We start from the raw sequence: 19,835 nt of genomic DNA, 5'->3' as shown, positions 1-19,835 counted from the left end.
CCTGTCGCAGAAGGTCCTACAAACCAATACCGGCATCAGCGCCTTCGCTTTTGGCGCTGAGCACGAATCAACTTCGTAAGACTTTATGAATCAGATTCAGAGCAAAATAAATTCCCGAGATCCAGCGTTTGCGGAAAACCGCGAACAGATGCAGAAGATCGTGGACGACCTGCGGGAAAAACTGGAAACCATCGCCAAGGGCGGCAGCGAGCGCGCGCGGGAGAAACACGTTTCTCGCGGCAAGCTGCTACCCCGTGAGCGTATCGACACCCTGCTCGATCCGGGCAGTCCGTTCCTGGAGTTTTCACAACTGGCCGCATTTGATGTGTACGGTGAAGACGTGCCGGCGGCGGGCATCCTGACTGGCATCGGTACCGTGGCCGGCCAGCCCTGCGTGATCGTTGCCAACGATGCGACGGTGAAAGGCGGGACCTATTATCCGCTGACGGTGAAAAAGCACCTGCGTGCGCAGGCGATTGCCGAGCAGAACAATCTGCCGTGTATCTATCTGGTGGATTCCGGCGGTGCCAACCTGCCCCGTCAGGACGATGTCTTTCCGGACCGCGAACATTTCGGGCGGATTTTCTTTAACCAGGCGAATTTGTCGGCGAAGAACATTCCGCAGATCGCGGTGGTGATGGGTAGCTGTACTGCCGGGGGTGCGTATGTGCCGGCGATGGCGGACGAGTCCATCATGGTGAAGGAGCAGGCGACGATTTTCCTGGCGGGTCCGCCGCTGGTGAAGGCGGCGACCGGTGAGGAGGTGTCTGCCGAGGAACTGGGCGGGGCCGAGGTGCACTGTAAGACTTCCGGGGTTTCCGACCACTTTGCCAATAACGATACCCACGCACTGCAGATTGCGCGCAATTCCGTGGCGCGCCTGAACCGGGTGAAGAATCCCGGGTTGGATATCCAGAAACCGGTGGAGCCGATTTATCCGCCGGAAGAGATCTACGGCATTGTGCCGAAGGATTCCCGCCAGCCGTTTGATGTGCGCGAGATTATTGCGCGTGTGGTAGACGGTTCCGAGTTTGACGAATTCAAGGCGCTGTACGGCACCACACTGGTCACCGGGTTTGCGCGCATTCACGGTTATCCGGTGGGCATTGTGGCCAACAATGGCATTCTGTTTGCCGAGAGTGCACAAAAGGGCGCGCACTTTATTGAACTGTGCGCGCAGCGCAATATTCCGCTGGTATTCCTGCAGAACATCACCGGCTTTATGGTGGGCAAGCAGTACGAAGCCGGTGGCATTGCCAAGCACGGTGCCAAGATGGTGACCGCGGTGGCCACGGCGAAGGTGCCGAAGATCACGATCCTGATCGGCGGTTCTTTCGGTGCCGGCAACTACGGTATGTGCGGACGCGCCTACGATCCCAACTTCCTGTTTATGTGGCCGAATGCACGCATCTCGGTGATGGGGGGCGAGCAGGCGGCGGGCGTGCTGGCGCAGGTGAAGAAAGACCAGATGGCGGCGCGCGGTGAAGAGTGGAGCGAGGACGACATCGCCAAATTCAAACAGCCGATCATCGACGACTACGAACACCAGGGTCACCCCTACTACGCCTCCGCGCGCTTGTGGGACGACGGTGTAATCGACCCGAAAGATACGCGTACTGTACTTGGCTTGTGCCTGGCGGCGACTACGCACAAGGAGCCGGAGGAAACGAAGTTCGGGGTTTTCCGGATGTAATTGGTGGATGCGCTGCGCTTATCCACCCTACACGCCAACGGCGGAGCACCCGTAGGGTGGATAAGCGCAGCGCATCCACCACCCCCCAGCACTCAGTTAAATGATCAGGTAGGGTGAGCGCCTAGCTTACCCAACACATAGGAATCACCATGACCGAAAAAATGCTGTGCGACATCGACAACGAAGGCGTTGCCACGGTTACCCTCAACCGTCCTGAAATCCACAACGCCTTCGATGACGACCTGATTCGCCAGCTCGGCGAAACCTTCGACAACCTCGCGCGCAGTGGCGGTATTCGCGCACTGGTGCTCGCGTCCAACGGCAAAAGCTTTTCCGCCGGTGCCGACCTCAACTGGATGAAGCGCATGGCCGAATACAGTGAGGACCAGAACCGCCAGGACGCCGCCGCCCTCGCTGCCATGCTGCACAAACTCGACCAGTTCCCGGCACCCACCATCGCCCGTGTACAGGGCGCTGCGTTTGGCGGTGCCGTCGGTCTCGTCAGCTGCTGCGACATCGCCATCGCCGCCGAGCGCGCCAGCTTCTGCCTGAGCGAAGTCAAAATCGGCCTGCTGCCAGCAACCATCAGCCCGTATGTCATCAACGCCATCGGTACCCGCCAGGCGCGGCGCTATTTCGTTACCGCCGAACGCTTCTCCGCCGAACGCGCCAAGGAAATCGGCCTGGTGTCGGAAGTCGTCCCCGAGGGCGAGCTGGATTTAACCGTGCAGCAACTGGTGAACAACATCACCGACAACGGCCCCAATGCCGTCACCATGGCCAAGCAACTGGCCATGTCCATGTCCAACCGGGTTGTTAATGACGAGCTGCAGGGACAGACCAGTGCACTGATCGCCGCCGTGCGCGTGTCTCCTGAAGGACAGGAAGGGTTGAGTGCGTTTCTGGAGAAGCGTGCGCCCAGTTGGATGAACAGCGGGGACGAATAGTTTCTGAGATGAGCACCCGTTGCCATCTAACGGAGGTATTCACATCCACCGCTTACGAAGTAAAGAAATTCAAATCGAAGGGCGGGCGTCGGGGGCAGGTTTTCAGGATCGTCGCAAACAGGATGTTTGCGCCGAAGCGCCCAGGGATGGGTTCACAGCGGTCCTGAAAACCTGCCCCCGATGACCGGCCGCTACGTTACAAGAACAGAGCACCCAAGAACCTGGGAAAGACAACAGAGCCAGCTATGATTCGCAAACTGCTGATCGCCAACCGTGGCGAAATCGCCTGCCGTATTATCCGCACCGCGCGCCGTCTCGGCGTTGCCACCGTTGCGGTGTATTCCGACGCAGATGCCAATGCCCTGCATGTCCAGCAGGCCGACGAAGCCGTGCACCTCGGCCCCGCACCGGCCAAAGAATCCTACCTGGATATCAACAAAGTCCTCGCGGCCGCCAAGCGCACCGGCGCCGACGCCATACACCCCGGCTACGGATTCCTCTCCGAGAATGCCCACTTCTGTCGCGCCTGCGAAGAAGCCGGCATCATCTTTGTCGGCCCACCCGCCGCCGCCATCGAAGCCATGGGCTCCAAATCCGCCGCCAAACGGATCATGGAAGAAGCCAAGGTGCCACTGGTGCCCGGCTACCACGGCACCAATCAGGACCCAGGTATTCTCGAAGGCCACGCCAACCGCATCGGCTACCCGGTACTGCTTAAGGCCGCCGCCGGCGGTGGCGGTAAAGGCATGCGCCGGGTCGACAAGGCCGACGACTTCCACGCAGCGCTGGACGCCGCCAAACGGGAAGCACAAAACGCATTCAGCGACGACGTCATGCTGATCGAGCGCTACGTGGTCAACCCGCGTCATGTCGAGATTCAGGTGTTTTGCGACAAGCAGGGCAACGGCGTGTACCTGTTCGAGCGCGACTGCTCCGTACAGCGTCGCCACCAGAAAGTCGTGGAAGAAGCACCAGCCCCAGGGTTGCCGGAAGAAACCCGCAAGAAAATGGGCGAGGCCGCCCTGCGCGCCGCCCACGCCATTGGCTACGTGGGAGCCGGCACCGTGGAATTCCTGCTCGACGCCAGCGGTGCCTTCTACTTTATGGAAATGAACACCCGCCTGCAGGTGGAACACCCGGTAACCGAAATGATTACCGGCCAGGACCTGGTGGCCTGGCAGCTGGCGGTGGGCGCCGGCGACCCTCTGCCACTGGCGCAGGAAGACCTGCACATCGTGGGCCACGCGTTTGAAGTGCGTATCTATGCGGAAGACCCGGACAACGACTTCCTGCCCGCGACCGGCAAACTGCTCCGCCACCAGCCGCCCCAGCAGGACAGCGCCGTGCGCGTGGACACCGGGGTACAGACCGGCGATGAAATCAGCGTGCACTACGACCCGATGATCTCCAAGCTGATCGTGCACGGGCGCAATCGCCGGGAGGCGCTGGCCAAACTGGACCGCGCTCTGCAGCACTACCAGATCGCCGGGCTGCGCCACAACATTGAATTTCTGCGCCGGGTGATCAATCACACCGCATTTGTGAATGGCCGTGTCACCACCCACTTTATCGAAGATCACGAACAGGAAATTCTGCAGCAGGAACAGCAGCTGCGCGCGCAGCAGTGCGCAGCCATTGCCGCCTTCCTGCAACACAGCGAAACCCGCGCACAACATCGCAGTGCACCCCGAGCCGATGCCTTTTCCCCCTGGCACGCCGGCAATAACTGGCGCAACGGACTGACGGTATGGCGCCGCCAGAAAGTCGAAGTGCACGGGCGCGAAATCGAAATCCATTTTTCCGGCAGCGAAGAAAATCTGCAGTGGCGCTGTGACGCCGCCGTCGATGCCCAGCAAGGCACCATCTCGTCACTGCACGGCCAGAACGTGGCGGTGCTGGATGGACGCCGGGTGAACTTTTCCAGCGTTGCCCAGGACAGCGAGGGCACGGTGTTTGTCAGTGGCGAGCAGGTGGATTTCAAAATCCTGCCGCCGGATATTGGCGAGGCCAGCGATGTAGCGCACGGCCTGGAAGCCCCCATGAACGGCACCATTGTCGCCCTGCTGGCAGAGGCGGGAGCAAAGGTCAGCAAGGATCAACCGCTGCTGGTGATGGAAGCCATGAAGATGGAGCACACCCTGCGCGCGCCGGCAGACGGCACCGTGAACCAGTTCTTCTGCGCTCCGGGTGAACTGGTCGATGGCGGCAGCCTGCTGGTCGACTTCACTGTGGAAACTGCGGAGGCCTGAGGCGATGACACTTCCCAGCCGGGTAAAAATAGTCGAGGTGGGCCCACGGGATGGCCTGCAGAATGAAAAGCAGCCGATCTCCGTGGAAACACGGGTGGCACTGATCAACCTGTTGAGCGAAAGCGGTCTGCGGGTTATCGAAGCCGGTAGCTTTGTCAGCCCCAAATGGGTGCCGCAGATGGCCGCCAGCGAGGAGGTTCTTACCGGTATCCAGCGGGTTCCCGGTGTCACCTACAGCGCCCTCACCCCCAACATGGTGGGCTACGAGCGGGCACGGGATGCGCAGGCGGATGAGGTGGCGGTGTTTGGTGCAGCGTCGGAAAGCTTCACCCGCAAGAACATCAACTGCACCATCGAAGAGAGCCTGGAACGCTTCCGCCCGCTGGCGGAGCAGGCTCGCGCAGATGGCATTCCCGTGCGCGGTTATGTCTCCTGCGTGCTGGGCTGCCCCTACGAGGGCGACATCAAGCCGCAAAAAGTGGCCGAGGTCAGTCGCGCGCTGCTGGACATGGGCTGCTATGAAATCAGCCTCGGCGACACCATAGGTGTCGGCACCCCGGAAAAGGCGCGGTTCATGATTGAAACCGTGGCCCAGCAGGTACCCCTCGAAAAGCTGGCGGTGCACTTCCACGATACCTACGGCCAGGCACTCGCCAATATCTATGCGGCACTGCAGGCGGGGGTGACCGTGGTGGATTCCGCGGTTGCCGGGCTGGGCGGCTGCCCCTATGCCCGCGGCGCTTCGGGCAATGTGGCCAGCGAGGATGTGCTGTACATGCTCGACGGCCTCGGCATCCACACCGGTATCGATCTGGGCCGTCTGGCCAAGGCCGGCAACTTTATTTCCAACGCCCTGAACCGCGAAAGCGGCTCCAAGGTCGCCCGCGCCATTGCCGGTGAATGCGGCCTGGTCGATGGGGATTGAGGAGATTGAGGGAATAGCGGTCACAGTCTGCATCGCGATCTGCTACCATCGGGCGCCTGACTTAAACGCTTGAAATTTGATCGCATGAAAGCCTTACGTTTTGTCCTGATTGCCCTCTCCACCCTGTTGCTACTGGCCGCCTTGATTGCCCCCGGCCTGATTGGCCCCAAGGTGGAGCAAGTGCTGCAACAACAGCTGGCGCACCAGCCCAACATTGAGGTCACCGGCTACCAGCGCAGCTGGTTCGGCGCCGAGGCCCTGACTCTGCTCAAGGGGAAAGATGGCGCCTCGGAAACCTTCACCGAACTCCAGCACGGTCCGGTACTGTTCACCCGCAGCGGCCCGCGCGTCGGCGCCCTTTACGCGAAAACCCGCCTGACCGGCAAGCAGCTGGAACCGACCCTGCGGCATCAGCTGGAGGCCTACTACGGCCCCATCGGTGCCAGCGTGGAAGATAGCCCGGTGATCGTGGAAACCCTGGTCGCGGCAAACAATCGGGTCATCAACACCCTGCACCTGTTGCCCATTGAGCGCAACGTCGCCGACCAGCAGATTCAGTTTGCCGGCGGCCGCATTCAGCTGATCACGGATTACCAGGGGCAGCAGCAAGCCAGTGCTTTCGAGCTGGGTGAATTCGTCCGCATGGACGGCCACCGCGAGGCACTCTACCTGCAGTCGGCCAACGGCAACTTCCAGCTGGCCCCCAATGGCGCCGGCAGTCTGCACTTGGACCTGCCGCTGGTGCGCACCAACAATGACTCCGGGCCGCTGGAACTGCGCAATGCCGAATTTGATTACACCGGAAAGCTGGTGGCCGCGCGCACCCTCAACGTGCAGACCGCCGTCAAGCTGCCGGAAATCCAGTCGGCCACCCCCGCCCGGGCCCTCACCCACCAGCTGAACGCGCCGGCGGTCAGCTATGACGACCTGCACCACTACCTGTATACCGCGCTGCTCACCCCCGCGGCCCAGCGCAGCTGGCCACAGGTATTTGACCGCCCGGTGAAATTGCAGCAACAGCTGGATATCGAGAGCGCCAATGGCCCCATGCAACTGCAAATGGATGTGGACTGGAAGGGCATGCCGCGGAACCGAGCGGTGGCGAATGACAAGCTGTTCTGGCTCGACCACCTCAACGGCAGCGCCAACATTACCGCTGCCGAACAGGCTTTGCTGCAATCGCCACTGATCATGCAGGCCAGCGCGCTCAAACAGTACGGTTTCCTGAAGGAGGAAAACGGCCAGCTGTCCATGCACCTGCAACTCGAGCGCGGCAACCTGCGGGTCAATGGCCAGCAGCTGCCAGCAGACCTGTTTGTACTGGCATTGATGGGCGGTTTCTAAGCGGCAACGGCGCACCCCTTGCCTGTTTGCGAAACAAAAAAAAGAGCGGCCACTTGGCCGCTCACATCTCTCTCATCAATTTTTCTATGAGTAGGCTGGTCGGTTATCCGCCAGCGTTAACCAGCCGCGAATCACCCGATACACCATCCACACCCAGCTGATTCCCCAGACCGCAAAGCCCACCAGAATCCACACCGTCGCCCAGCCCACCACGAACCACAGCAAGCTGTACCAGAAGGTACGAATTTGCCAGCGGAAATGGGATTCCGCCAGGGTGCCGCGCACATCGCCGCGCTTCACATAGTTAATCAGCACACCTACAAAGAAGGGCACCGCGGTAAACAGGCTGATGGCCTGAATCAGGTACACCAGCGTGGCAATATCGCGGCCAGAGCGCTCGCGCTCGGCCTGTTGGGGGGCAGGGTACTGCTCAGACATGGGCTCAGGGTTCCTTCAATGAATACCGTGTTTCAATCCAGCCGCTAGTGTAAGCCCAAACCACGCCGAATATAACGCTGCCCAGGACACATTGTCGCAACAGCCACGGCACTTATCGCAGGGCCCACTCGGTGTGGACATTTTTCTCCCGCCAGGATTTCAGTTGCTGAATGGACGTCCGCATCAGGCCCAGAATTTCCGTGCGCTGGTGGCGACAGTAATCCCGCTCGCTGTCGATGGACAGCCGCGCCGCCAGCGCCTTCAGGCGACTCGCCACCACCTCAAGGCCCACGCTTTCGGCCTCGGCGGCAATGGCCTGTGCCTGATGCTGCGCATCGAGCCAGTGGCGCCCGGTGAGCGAGCTGGTGAAAGCAGTGATCTTCTTCGGCATATTGGCCAGACGGTCGCCCAGCAGCTCGGCAAAGGCCAGATGGCCGAGGGTGTCCCGCTGGCGCTCCAGCGTGCTTGCGTTCAGTATCTTGGCGGCCCGTGCGGGCTTACCCGCAGGGGCCGACTCACGGGTTTTCTGCTCCACCCAATTCAGTAACTGCAACAACTGAGGGTCACTGGCGGGCAGCGGAAGAATGCCACTCAAGCCGCGCTCCAGATAACGCTCTTTATCCCCTTTACGCAGATCCGGCAGCATGCCGAAAATCAGCAGGTCTTTGTTGCCGTAATCACCGCGGATCTTGCGCGCCGTTTCCACTCCATCGATCAGCGGCAAACGCACGTCGACCAGTACCAGGTCAAACTTGCCACGCAGGGCGGCGTCGGCGCCGTCAACGCCGTTAGTCTCCCGGCGTACCCGGTGGCCGTGGGCCTCCAGTCGCGTGCGCAAGGAAGGATGCGAGTCGTTCTCCACCAGAAGAATTTCCAGCTCACGCTGGGCGCTATCTCGGGACGCGGCCGCCGGCACCACCTGCCCGGAAAGCTGCCCGGCACGCTGGATGTCCTCGATACTGCTGCGCAGCTGCCGGCACTGGCCCAGTGCAGCCTCTGCCAACTGGCGCACTTCACCGTCAGTACCGCGGGAAAGCAGGTTCATGGTGCTCACCAGGGTTTCCAGGGGCTTGCGCATGCGGTGGCCGGTAATCGAGAGAAAGTCACAGTGCTCCTCGCGCATCTGCTCCGTCTCGGCCTTGGCTTCTTCCAGCAGTTTGTCGCGCGTCATCAGCTCGTGCACCCGCGACTGAACCTGGCGAAATAGCTTGGCATTTTCTGCCTGCAGATCCGTAGCCTGCGCGGCCCCGGCGTCCAGTGCAGCGCGGGTCTTGGCGGTGGCTACCGTCCAGGCAATGGCAAAGGCCGCCGTGGTGATAACCAGTAGCAACACCCAGATCAGGGGGACCTGCGTATCCAGCAACAGCCCCTCACCGGGAAACGCTGAGGCCGGCAGCGGGAGAGCGAACAGCGGCGACAGAAGGACAAGAGCGGGCCGCGTGCGCGCGGACTTGCTCAAATCGAGGGAACGTAACAGGGAACGACTGACGGAGCCGTGTGAGGTCATGGCTGTATTCATCCTTGAAAACCAATTATGTACCGGGTCATTCCTGCGACCCGGTCGGACGGCTTAACCTGCCTACTGCAAACCCCCGCGGGTGAACGCAGGGCAGCCTATCCGATTATTTGTGAGCGCTTGCTCGCGCGATTGATACCCCAACCAAAGGGCATGAACAAGACTATTTTACGCCATTTGGCAGAAAATACAGTGTGAAAATGCGGTATCAGGCGCAAATAAACACCCGTACCAGTTGAACCGATCAACTATTACGCAGCCTGGACAGCTCGCTCCTGCAAGATTGCCAGCATTCGCTCGGAGGGCAGGAACAGCCGTGTTCCATCGCAGTGCAACAGCAGCTCCTCATAAAAGTAGTCGAAATGGGTACAACCGAGGATCAGAATCTGCACGCCACTTTTCACCAGTGCGGCGGCCAGGTCATCCAGCGCATGCTGCCGAACGATGGTCGCGGCCGGCATACCGTCTTCGATGTCTTCCACAATCTGCAGGTTGCCGATGCCAATGACTTTGGCGGAGGGGTTACCCGACAGGATTTCCCGCTCAATGTTGGCGCAGCTCTGGCAGTTCGCCGCCAGCAGGCCAAAATTCCGATAGCGCTGGGTCAGCTCCGCATACACATCCAGCGGTGAAATCACCGGGATCGCCGCCGCCGAGCGCACCGCTACCATATCCACCGCGCCGGAAAGGGAGTTGCAGTAGATCATTGCCGCACCCGCCCCCGCATTCTGCAAGCGTTCGATCGCCTGGATCAGCTGCGCGGTGAGTTCGCTGCGCCCCAGCGCCTGCAGCTGGGTCTGGGCCTGCGGCGAACTGGAGATGGCGAGCCCCATGCCTGGCACATTGCGGGCGGCCAGGAATTCAAGGCCGAAGCGGGTATCCGTGGCGGTACCGGCAATGACACCGATAGCGGCCATATCACTCTGTATGCCGTTATTTTCTATGTGCTTGTTCTGCATACCGGGAAACCCGCCCCATGCTGTTACAGGAAAAATCGCTCAGCCGGCAGAGCAGGTGTCTGCGGCCGGACGCCTATTCAGCCACAGACGGCGCAGACAGTCGAGATACATACCGTAGGGACGACCGAGCGCGCCGGCAATCATCACGAACGTAAGGCAGGCTGTAGCGATTTCGCCGGCCGATGCGCCGCCCAGAATCATGTTCAGGGTATACAGCGGCAACTGAAAACTGAGAAACACGAAGGTATCGACCGCGTAATTGTGCACAACGCCACCGCGCCCGAACCGCGCCACAACCCAGTTGCGATAGATACTGAACGGGCGCGCAATCAGGGTATTGAACACCACCGCCAGCAGGCGCACCTGAATATGCTCACGCCAGCTCATCCCCGCCAGCAGCAGCTCGATGGGGATCGCAATCACCCACGAGAAGCTGTTCATGGCAAACACATCCAGCAGCCATTCATCCCGGCGGGTGCGGCGGTTCTGCCGCGCATTGAGCTGAGTATTGGTGGACTGCTTGGTCTCAACAGGCTGCTCGTCTTCCAGCACCATGACGGGCGGGGAAACGGGGATGGCTTCGGTAGCCTGAGACAGGGATTGCGGTGACATGCTAGGGGTAATCCGATATACGACCGAAGGGTAACCGGTCGAAGTTGCTTCTGGACATTATTCAACCACTTTTGGTGGCGCCGGCGATTATATCCACAAAAAATGGAAATACTAGGCTCATAAGATCAATTTTTCATTAATAAATACACAAGTATCCTAAACAAACCAATTTGACGAAATAGTCACACTAATTCAGGCAACTTTCCGCTGAACCACCCCCTTTTCCTACCACGCAATTCCCCGCACTCCCTGGTGCCGTCCGGGTCGCCAGGGATTACACTGCGCAAACGGCCGCGACGCTATGCAACTACTTGCATAGAGGCCCGGAGCCCGGGCGCCGCGCGCCCCTTTCAACCCGGCGAAAGCAACTGAATCATGTCACTGAGATTTGCCGTACTGACCCTGCTGGATATCGAACCCGGCAGTGGCTACGACCTCAAGCGGCGCTTCGCACGCAGCGTCAGCTACTTCTGGAGCGCCAGCCATCAGCAGATGTACCGCGAGCTGCACAAACTGCACGGGGAAGGCCTGCTGGACTGCGCCGAACAGCCCCAGGAGGGGCGGCCAGACAAGAAGGTGTATTCACTGACCACCGCCGGGCGCGCCGCCCTGGCGGAGTGGGCGGCCAAACCCGCCGCCGCGCAAAAGATCCGCGAGCCGTTTCTGATCCAGCTGTTCGCCGGCCACCACCTGAGCAACACCCAGTTGCGCGCCGAGGTAGAGCGGCATTTACAGGAACACCGGGCGATGCTCGCCACTTACGAAGCCCAGAACCAGCGGTTCTACAGCCGGCCTGTGGAACAGCAGCAGCGCCTGTGGCTGGCGCACCAGCCCCTGCTGCTTGGCATCGAAACGGAAAAAACCTGGATTCGCTGGGCGGAACAGCTACTGGAGCGACTGGAGCTGGAGAGGCAGAAAGAGGAAAGAGTGGACGCGCAAGCGGGAGCACAAGGCCCGGAGCAGCACAATCACTGAAGGTTAAACTGGTGACGCAGGTGAATGGCCAGGGAGAGCAGCAGCAAGGTCACGACCCACACGGTGATGTAGATTTTCATGGAGCGGTGCGCGGATTTCTTCTGCCACCAGGTGCGCGGCTCGATGTCCTGGAACAGGAACACCAGCTTGCAGGCCAAATTGACGCACACGATATTCACTGCCAGCAACAATCCCGCCCCGGCCGCCAGCTCCCACTTGCCGGCGCCGAGCATCATGCCAAAGGTTGCCGCCGGCGGTAGCAGCGCCACCGCCACCATAACGCCCACCAGTACACTCGACAGGCCCGTGGTCATGGAAAGTGCCGCTGCGGCGCCGGAAGCAAGTGCCAGCGCCACCGAGTCCCAGCCCACGTTGGTGCGCGCCAGCAGCTCCTCACTGAACGCATCCCACGGCCACACCAGCCCGATCACCACAGAGATGAGCGTCGCCACCAGCACGCCCACCGACAGGGAAGCTAGGGCACTGCGCATCAGCGCCGTATCGCCCAGCGCAGTACCCAGACCAAACGCCATGTTGGGCCCCAGCAGGGGTGCAATCACCATGGCACCAATAATCACCGCCACGTTGTCTTCCAGCAGCCCGATCGCCGCCACCAGGGTCGAGAGCACCACCAGCACCAGGTAATCCCGGTCCAGGCGCGCGCTCTTCTCCGCGGTGGCATACAGCGCTTCGCGCGCCGCCAGTGCCGAGTCTTCCTTCTTGCGCTCCTCCTCACTCTGCTGGGGCAGCGAAACCTCTACCGGAATCACCAGCACCCGCGCCCCGGCGACCCCTTCCACCAGCGGTGCCAGCAGGTCCAGCGCCGACTGCACCTTGTCGTCACTCACCAGCATGCGCATGCTCTGGTGCCCGCTGGGAACCTGGGCATCGAGACGAAATTCTTCCGCCGCGCAGGTTTCTGCGATAGCAGCAACGCGCTCGGCGTCCTTGGCATCAGCGAGTATCGACAGCAATTTCATGCGCTTACCAAATAGAAGCCCACGTCAGAACGCATCGGCGGGGATAGCGAGTAGTTTCAGGGTTGTCGCCGGCTCAGAAGCTGTAGCGCAGCGAGGCCCGCAGTGCGCGAGGCTCGAAGATATGGTAGTGGATATCTTCAGCTCCATCACTGCTCTCCCCTGCCAGACGCGATGGATAAAAATACTCCACATCGCGATCTTTGGAATCCAGTGCATTCAGCAGATCCAGCTGCAGGCGCCACGCGGCAAATTCCCGCCCCACACGCAGGTTGACCAATGAGGAGCCACCGGACTGCACGCCGCCGTCTTCGATCAGCGGATAGGCACTAAAGTGGCGCAAATGTAGTGATGCAAACCAACCATCCCCGGCGTTGTAATTTAACGCAGCGCTCGCAACCAGAGGAATAGCGCCGGGGATCTCCACTCCAGCAGGATCAGGGTCGGCGAAGCGGCCATCGGTATACGAGACTTCCAGTTCACCGCTGATCTGCTCCGAAGCAAACCAGTAAAAACCGACTTCCACCCCACGCCGCTCGCTGGGACGGCTGGCTTCGGTATTACCCGCATCGCCGACAAACAACAGTTCGGAATCCAGGTCCAGCTGCCAAAGGGCAACGGTGGCGTGAAGCTGGTCGGTAACAAAATGACGCGCGCCCAGTTCGAAGCCGCGGGACGCTACCAGCGGATCTACTGCATCCACTGCCTCTCCGGTTAGAGGATCCACCTGGATTACGGTGCCGCGCGCATCATTGGAATGTAGCCCCTGACCATAGCTAAGATAAAACTCGGATACCGGCAACGGCCGCCAGGCGAGACTCGCCTTGAGCGAAGGCCTTCCATCGCTGCGACGACCGCTATTCGCTTCAAGTGCTGCATTCACGTTAAAGTCATAGATGTCATAACGCAGCCCAACGTAGCTGCGCAACGTATCGCTCCACTGGATCTCGTTGACTGCAAAAATACCCAGGCTGTCCTCCACAACCCGGTCCTCCCGCACCGTCCCCAGCACTGCGCGCTCGCGCGTCTGGTAGAGGCCAACCTGGTCGATATCATCCCTCTGCCCCTGTATGCCCAACCGCCAGCTGGCGGCTTCTCGTTGCCACTGATGAGCCAGTTCAAACCCGTATATGCGGCGATCATCCCGCTGCTGGAACTGGTCACCCTTATCCGGGCGCTCCAGTGCATAGGTGAAGTTGGACCAGAGCGTAAAGTCGTAGTCAATGGCATAGCCACTTAGCGAGAGTTCTCCGCCCGCAACCGCGCCACTCCATCCACCCGAAAGGCTATAGCGATGGGTATCGCCACCGAGACTGGTATCGAGGGAACCAAAGGGATCAATAATGCCCTGTGCGACGGCACGCTCGGGGATTTGATCGGGCGAGTTCCACTGGTTTTCGTAACTCATCAAAGTAAACTGGGCGCGACCGCCCGCGAGATCTAAAGAGTACTTACCGAGCAAGTTCAATTTGTTGACGTCTTCGCTGATATCGCTCCATGGGCCATCGTATACCTGCCATTCCAATGCCAGCAGCAGATCATTGCTGCCGGAACCCAAAGTATTGGCCACGACGCCGCGGCGATAACCCCGCTCACCCAAACTCAATTCAGCAATCCCCTGATCAAGCTCCTCCGCCAGGAAAAAATGTGCCGAACCCGCAGAAGAAAAATCTCCCACATCGGCATAGTAAGGCCCCTTGCGATAACGCAGGCGCTGGACCATTTCCGGAATCACAAAATTAAGATCCGTATATCCCTGGCCGTGACCGTGGGAGCGCAGGTTGACCGGCATACCCTCGACGAAGGTAGCAAAGTCGGTGCCATGATCCAGATTGAAACCACGTAAAAAATACTGATTCGCCTTGCCGCTACCAGAATGCTGAGTGGCCACCATACCCGGGACAAATTCCATCAGATCGCCGGTGCGGAGTAGTGGCCAGGAACTGATTTCCGCCGGCCCAACTTCCCCTTGAGATGCGGAAATTGCGTCGCCATTCAGGTTCAGCTGCCGACCGACGACTGATACTTCTTCCACAGCCTCATCGGCTCTCATCACGCCGTTCATTTTTTGGGAGCCGGCTGCGTCACTGACAACCAGTGCGGCCAGTAGGGAAACAAGCATGAATACCTCATTTTTTATTTATTGAAGCTGGAAACGCCACCAAGGCGCGAAGATCGCCCCGTCACGCTTCAAGATAGTCGAGATTGATGACACCACCGAAAACGGCAGAATCAATTCCGTGTCAAATAATGAAGACCGCCGGATTTAATCGATGCGCTAGAACGCGTCGGCAGGGATATGGCATACCACTTCGATATTGTGCCCGTCCGGATCCAGCACATAAGCGCCGTAATAGTGTTCATGGTATTCCGGTCGCAGCCCCGGCGCGCCGTTATCCTTGCCGCCTGCCTCGATGGCAGCCTGGTGAAACGCCTGCACCGTTTCCCGGTCTTCGGCGCTAAACGCGATATGCACCGCGGGCGCGGTGCTGGAGCCGCCCTTGATCAGTAGCTGTGGCTTGCCACCCCAGCCGAAGCCCGCCCACCCGGCCATTTCCATCACCAGCTCGTAACCGAGCGGTGCCAGCGCGGACTGGTAAAACGTTTTACTGCGCTGGTAGTCGTGCACTATCAGCCCGATATGGTCCAACATTTTTTCTCTCCCTGGCGCGACAAAATCGGATCCCGTTTCCGGAAAATCAGTATAGAAGGCCCGGCACAGGAGAGAGAGGAGAGTGGAGAGAGAGGAGAGTGGAGAGAGTGGAGATAGGAGAATTCGGGGATAACGGGAGCCGGCCCGGACAAGAGACGTCAGACCAACCCCACAAAGGAAAGCGCGCCATAAACCACGACAGCGGTGCCGCAGACAAACTGCCCCAGGATCAGGGCGCGGATGGCAAAGGTGTAACGAATAAAACGATGCTGTGTATGCAGGTCTCGACTGAAGACCCGCGCCGTTTCCGGTAATTGCTGCTCAATAGCGCGCAGGCCGGGCACTGCAAGATTCAATAGCGCACGGCTGCGCAGGTCCATTACCCAGAAGACACAGGACACAATCACCACAAACCCGCCGAGCATCACCAGTATGAGGGGGTGAAAACCTTTTTCCACGGCGGTGAATACTCCACCGTCCGCAAACATCGATAAGACGACAAAAAAATTGAATGCCTTGAGGCGCTGCTCGGCGTTAAAGCGATAGTGCTCGCAGAGGTACTGCTGTTCGTTCACCTCGGAATTCCTTATTTTTATAGCGGGTCTGTATTGAGTCGTGAGTGCCCAACTCAGGGAACAATAACCACATCGGTATTGGCACGGCCCAGAATCCGCTCGGCGGTATTCCCCAGCAGGAACCCTTTTGGCCCCTTGCGCACGCCGCGCCCCACCAGAATCATACGCGCTTTATTGCGGTCCACCACCCGATTGACTTCGGCAGCCGGCTTGCCGGTAACAAAGTGGGTTTTCTTGCACTCTGCGCCACTGTCGGCGATCACCTGATCAATCGTTTGCAACAGTGCACCGGCCTGCTCGCGGAAGGCATCCAGGTCTATGATTTCGTCTGTAGCGGGCACGCAGGCTACGGCTTCGAGCTCGGCACCGAGCAGCTTGCCCAGTTGCTCGCCGAGTTTGAGCGCACGCTGGTTGAGTGCAACGTGCAGGGTATTTTCCACGGCGGGGTCCAGTGCGGCAACGATGCGGTCGCGCTTGACCCAGTGGGTACTAACGGCGAGCCACAGGGGCACCGGAAGGCTTTCGATCAGGCGCCAGTCAATGGAGCCGAAGCCGCCGCGTGCAAATTGTTTCTGGGCGGTTTTTACCACCAGGTCGACGGGGTTGTCGGCGAGGTAGCTGAGAGCCCAGGAAGGAATGTCGTGATGCCAGATGACGTCAGCGGTGGAGCCTTCGGGGAGCGTGTATTTTTGCTGCAGCTCATCCAGCCACTGGCGGCGCTCGGTCTGGAGTTGATCGCGGACGTCGAGCACTGCCCCGGACAGCATAGGGATAGAGGCGACCGGCTCATACACAAAACTGGCCAGCTGCAGCCTGGCACCGGATTTCTGCGCCAGTTCAAGGGCGCGCTCCAGGGCGATTTGCTCGTGCTTGGGCTTGTCGAGAATAACAAGAATATTCTGCATGCGGCCTCCGGTGCTGCTGGGGTGTATCCAATACCTTTATAGGCATTAAATCACCGGATCGGGATTTTGTCTTGGTTCAAATCAAGTGTGGCTAGCCTGTAGTACCTGTTGATCTCGCGCGGTGGCGGGCAATCACTGGGAGATTTTCGCTGAAAATGATGTGGCGATAGCTTATGAAAGATCAAACTAGGAAGTGAAGGTGGAGTGTCGGGGATTCGTTTTCGAAAGCGTCGGCGACATGGACGTCGCCGACGCAGCCTACAGGAATGTAGTAACAGGGGCGCCTAGCTCAGTTTCGAAAACAAATACCCAGTGCTCCGCGACCGCAGGAGGCAAAACAGAGCACTCAGTTACTCAGCACCGCAATTATTTGTTGGCGCGATGGTCCACCAGCTCATCAACCACAGAGGGATCGGCAAGCGTCGAGGTATCCCCCAGCGAATCCAGCTCGTTACACGCAATCTTGCGCAGGATACGGCGCATGATCTTACCGGAGCGGGTTTTCGGCAGGCCCGGTGCCCACTGGATGATATCGGGTTTGGCGATGGGGCCGATTTCCTGCACACACAGGTCGATCAACTCCTTGCGCAGCTCTTCCGACGGCTCGCGGCCGTTTTTCAGGGTGACGTAGCAGTAAATGCCCTGCCCCTTGATATCGTGCGGGTAACCCACCACGGCGGCTTCGGCGGTATCTTCGTGCAATACGATCGCGCTTTCGATTTCCGCAGTACCCAGGCGGTGGCCGGAGACATTGAGTACGTCGTCGATGCGCCCGGTAATCCAGTAGTAGCCATCGGCATCACGGCGCGCGCCGTCACCGGTGAAGTAATAGCCGGGGAAGGTAGAAAAGTAGGTATCGATCATGCGCTGGTGGTCACCAAACACACTGCGGATCATGCTCGGCCAGCTGGCCTTCATCACCAGGGCGCCCTCGCCTTCACCGTCAATTTCCTGCCCCTTCTCGTCCAGCAGCGCCGGTTGTACGCCGAAGAAAGGACGGGTGGCAGAGCCAGGCTTCAGGGTGGTGGCACCGGGTAGTGGTGTGATCAGGTGGGCGCCGGTTTCGGTCTGCCACCAGGTATCCACGATCGGGCAGCGCTTGTCGCCCACCACCTGGTAATACCACTCCCAGGCTTCCGGGTTGATCGGCTCGCCCACGGTGCCCAGCAGTTTCAGGGAACTGCGATCGCACTGGGTAACATAGTCGTCACCAGCGCCCATCAATGCGCGAATGGCGGTGGGCGCGGTATAGAAGATATTGACCTTGTGCTTTTCCACCACCTGCCAGCAGCGGGACGCGTCCGGGTAGGTGGGCACCCCTTCAAACATCAGCGAGATGGCACCGGCGGCCAGCGGGCCGTAAACAATGTAGCTGTGGCCGGTAATCCAGCCCACATCGGCGGTACACCAGAACACATCGCCCTCTTTGTAATCGAAGGCGTATTTGAAGGTCATGGTGGACATCAGCAGGTAACCGGCGGTGGTGTGCAGCACCCCTTTGGGCTTGCCGGTGGAGCCGGAGGTGTACAGGATAAACAGCGGATCTTCCGCGTTCATCGGCTCCGGGGCGCACTCGCTGCTCTGCTCGGCAACAGACTCTGCGTACCAGATGTCGCGCTTGCTGTCCCAGTCCACATTGGCACCGGTGCGCTTCACCACAATGGCGGTGTGCACGTCCGGGCACTTGGCCAGGGCCTTGTCCACGTTGGCTTTCAGGGGCACTTTGCGACCGCCGCGCACACCTTCGTCCGCGGTGATCACCAGGCGGCAGTCGGAATCGAGAATCCGGTCCTTGAGGGAGTCCGGGGAGAAGCCGCCGAACACCACTGAGTGCACCGCGCCGATGCGGCTGCAGGCGAGCATCGCGTAGGCGGCTTCCGGGATCATCGGCATGTAGATACAGACGCGATCGCCCTTGTTCACACCGCGGGCCTTGAGCAGGTTGGCCAGTCGGCAGACCTGTTCATGTAGCTCGCTATAGGTAATGGCTTTGCTGTCGGCGGGGTCGTCGCCTTCCCAGATAAACGCGGTCTGTTGCGCGCGTGCGGGCAGGTGGCGGTCGATACAGTTCACGGAGACATTCAGTTCGCCATCGGCAAACCAGGCGGCGTGCCCCTTGGTCAAGTCTTCCTCGACAACCTTGGTGAAAGGTTTGCTCCACTGGAGGAAGTCCTTGGCCTGTTGGGACCAGAATCCATCGGGGTCTTCCACCGACTGCTGGTACATGCGCAGGTAATCCTCGTCGCGGACGAGAGCATCGGCGGCAAATTTTTCCGGCACGGGATAGATGTGCACTTCAGACATTGTTTTCTCCCTTATTAGAATTATCGGGCTGCAGCGCCTCCTTTAGCGGCTCAGGTAAGTGAGCAGTCACTATGGCGCGTTCATCGCTGTGCCCCGGTCGCTATGCGGGGGCATTTATCCCGACAAGTTATACCACTGGCGGCGAACAAATGACAACGCTGTCACTCTTTCGATTACTCCATCATAGCCTGCCACGTTTGCCGATTCCCAGCCCGCACCCGGAATCCCGTGCCTTTTTTGCCCGCGCGGTGCAAAATACCTTGAAAAAGTGATCACATTTTTCAGGAGTGCATTCTATGTCGGTAAAACTATTGCGTATCCAGGAAAGCCGCGGCGAGCGGGATGCAGGCCCCGTCGCCAAGGAAAAGGTACTGGCGGGCGCGCCCCAGCAATTGACCGAGCATTTCTTCACCAATGCCAAGGAAAACTTCTTTTGCGGGGTCTGGTCTTCCGATGCGGGCAAGTGGACACTCACGTACAGCGAAGATGAGTTCTGCTACATCATCGACGGCGAGGCGATCATCACCGATGCCGAGGGCACCAGTGAGAAAGTGTCTACCGGGGACGCGTTCTGTATTCCGGCAGGGTTTGAGGGGACCTGGGAAACCATTGGTTCGGTGAAGAAGTTTTATGCGATTTACGAGGAGTAAGTCTGAGTCTGGCGATATCCAAAAGATGACGCGATAGCGTAAAATCACCGGGCAGCTGTTTTCAAAACTGCGCTGATGAAAGCAGTCACCCGGTGCTTATTCTTCCCTTCAGA

The 19,835-nt window shown here is 59.6% G+C and carries 17 protein-coding genes; 7 read left to right on the top strand and 10 right to left on the bottom strand.

Going from position 1 to position 19,835, the window contains the following annotated elements:
- The first annotated feature begins 85 nt into the window (after positions 1-85).
- The 5 genes from JF535_RS03840 (at position 86) to JF535_RS03820 (ending at position 7,158) form a co-directional block, all read left to right on the top strand.
- Complete coding sequence (locus JF535_RS03840; RefSeq protein WP_206999287.1) at positions 86-1,693, top strand: carboxyl transferase domain-containing protein; 1,608 nt, start codon at positions 86-88, stop codon at positions 1,691-1,693.
- A gap of 149 nt (positions 1,694-1,842) precedes the next feature.
- Positions 1,843-2,640 carry an enoyl-CoA hydratase/isomerase family protein gene (locus JF535_RS03835; protein WP_206999285.1) on the top strand — a complete coding sequence of 266 codons (798 nt, stop codon included), beginning with the start codon at positions 1,843-1,845 and terminating at the stop codon, positions 2,638-2,640.
- A 245-nt stretch (positions 2,641-2,885) separates the two neighbouring features.
- Complete coding sequence (locus JF535_RS03830; protein WP_206999283.1) at positions 2,886-4,889, top strand: acetyl-CoA carboxylase biotin carboxylase subunit; 2,004 nt, start codon at positions 2,886-2,888, stop codon at positions 4,887-4,889.
- Positions 4,890-4,893: 4 nt separating this feature from the next.
- Positions 4,894-5,814, top strand: coding sequence for a hydroxymethylglutaryl-CoA lyase (locus tag JF535_RS03825; RefSeq protein ID WP_206999280.1), 921 nt, complete (start codon positions 4,894-4,896; stop codon positions 5,812-5,814).
- Between the two features lie 84 nt (positions 5,815-5,898).
- A complete protein-coding gene (locus JF535_RS03820) occupies positions 5,899-7,158 on the top strand; it encodes a DUF945 family protein (RefSeq protein ID WP_206999278.1) in 1,260 nt (419 codons plus the stop codon).
- Between the two features lie 84 nt (positions 7,159-7,242).
- On the opposite strand, the gene JF535_RS03815 is transcribed toward JF535_RS03820, so the two are convergent.
- The 4 genes from JF535_RS03815 to alaE all read right to left on the bottom strand — a co-directional run bounded on the left by JF535_RS03815 (position 7,243) and on the right by alaE (position 10,683).
- Positions 7,243-7,596: a DUF4870 family protein gene (locus JF535_RS03815; RefSeq protein WP_066960779.1), complete on the bottom strand. Its 354-nt coding sequence runs from the start codon at positions 7,594-7,596 to the stop codon at positions 7,243-7,245.
- Positions 7,597-7,708: 112 nt separating this feature from the next.
- On the bottom strand, positions 7,709-9,103 hold the full coding sequence (locus tag JF535_RS03810; RefSeq protein ID WP_206999276.1) for a response regulator: 1,395 nt from the start codon (positions 9,101-9,103) through the stop codon (positions 7,709-7,711).
- A 260-nt stretch (positions 9,104-9,363) separates the two neighbouring features.
- Entirely contained in the window at positions 9,364-10,071 is a 708-nt protein-coding gene (locus tag JF535_RS03805) for an aspartate/glutamate racemase family protein (protein WP_066960775.1), read from the bottom strand.
- A gap of 39 nt (positions 10,072-10,110) precedes the next feature.
- A complete protein-coding gene (gene alaE / locus JF535_RS03800; protein WP_206999274.1) occupies positions 10,111-10,683 on the bottom strand; it encodes an L-alanine exporter AlaE in 573 nt (190 codons plus the stop codon).
- Positions 10,684-11,058: 375 nt separating this feature from the next.
- Here alaE and JF535_RS03795 point away from each other — a divergent pair, with 375 nt between their 5' ends.
- Complete coding sequence (locus JF535_RS03795; protein WP_206999273.1) at positions 11,059-11,658, top strand: PadR family transcriptional regulator; 600 nt, start codon at positions 11,059-11,061, stop codon at positions 11,656-11,658.
- Here the strand turns inward: JF535_RS03795 and JF535_RS03790 are convergent.
- The 6 genes from JF535_RS03790 to acs all read right to left on the bottom strand — a co-directional run bounded on the left by JF535_RS03790 (position 11,652) and on the right by acs (position 19,072).
- Complete coding sequence (locus JF535_RS03790) at positions 11,652-12,638, bottom strand: TIGR00341 family protein (RefSeq protein WP_206999271.1); 987 nt, start codon at positions 12,636-12,638, stop codon at positions 11,652-11,654. The two genes, JF535_RS03795 and JF535_RS03790, sit on opposite strands and share 7 nt — an antisense overlap.
- A 73-nt stretch (positions 12,639-12,711) precedes the next feature.
- Positions 12,712-14,757 (bottom strand): TonB-dependent receptor, encoded by a 2,046-nt coding sequence (locus JF535_RS03785; protein ID WP_242523576.1) that lies wholly within the window; start codon positions 14,755-14,757, stop codon positions 12,712-12,714.
- Between the two features lie 156 nt (positions 14,758-14,913).
- Complete coding sequence (locus JF535_RS03780) at positions 14,914-15,288, bottom strand: VOC family protein (RefSeq protein ID WP_206999269.1); 375 nt, start codon at positions 15,286-15,288, stop codon at positions 14,914-14,916.
- 158 nt (positions 15,289-15,446) lie between these two features.
- Entirely contained in the window at positions 15,447-15,863 is a 417-nt protein-coding gene (locus JF535_RS03775) for a RipA family octameric membrane protein (protein WP_206999267.1), read from the bottom strand.
- 53 nt (positions 15,864-15,916) lie between these two features.
- Entirely contained in the window at positions 15,917-16,768 is an 852-nt protein-coding gene (locus JF535_RS03770) for a universal stress protein (protein WP_206999265.1), read from the bottom strand.
- Positions 16,769-17,134: 366 nt separating this feature from the next.
- Positions 17,135-19,072 carry an acetate--CoA ligase gene (gene acs / locus JF535_RS03765; RefSeq protein WP_206999263.1) on the bottom strand — a complete coding sequence of 646 codons (1,938 nt, stop codon included), beginning with the start codon at positions 19,070-19,072 and terminating at the stop codon, positions 17,135-17,137.
- 296 nt (positions 19,073-19,368) lie between these two features.
- On the opposite strand from acs, the gene JF535_RS03760 reads away from it, so the two are divergent.
- Positions 19,369-19,722, top strand: a complete 354-nt coding sequence (locus JF535_RS03760; RefSeq protein ID WP_206999260.1) for a cupin domain-containing protein — start codon at positions 19,369-19,371, stop codon at positions 19,720-19,722.
- Positions 19,723-19,835 lie beyond the last annotated feature (113 nt).

Origin of the sequence: Microbulbifer salipaludis (genome assembly GCF_017303155.1) — a bacterium.
GTDB lineage: Bacteria > Pseudomonadota > Gammaproteobacteria > Pseudomonadales > Cellvibrionaceae > Microbulbifer > Microbulbifer salipaludis.
The sequence above is the reverse complement of the archived record's forward strand: the minus strand, read 5'-3'. Positions and strand labels throughout refer to the sequence as shown.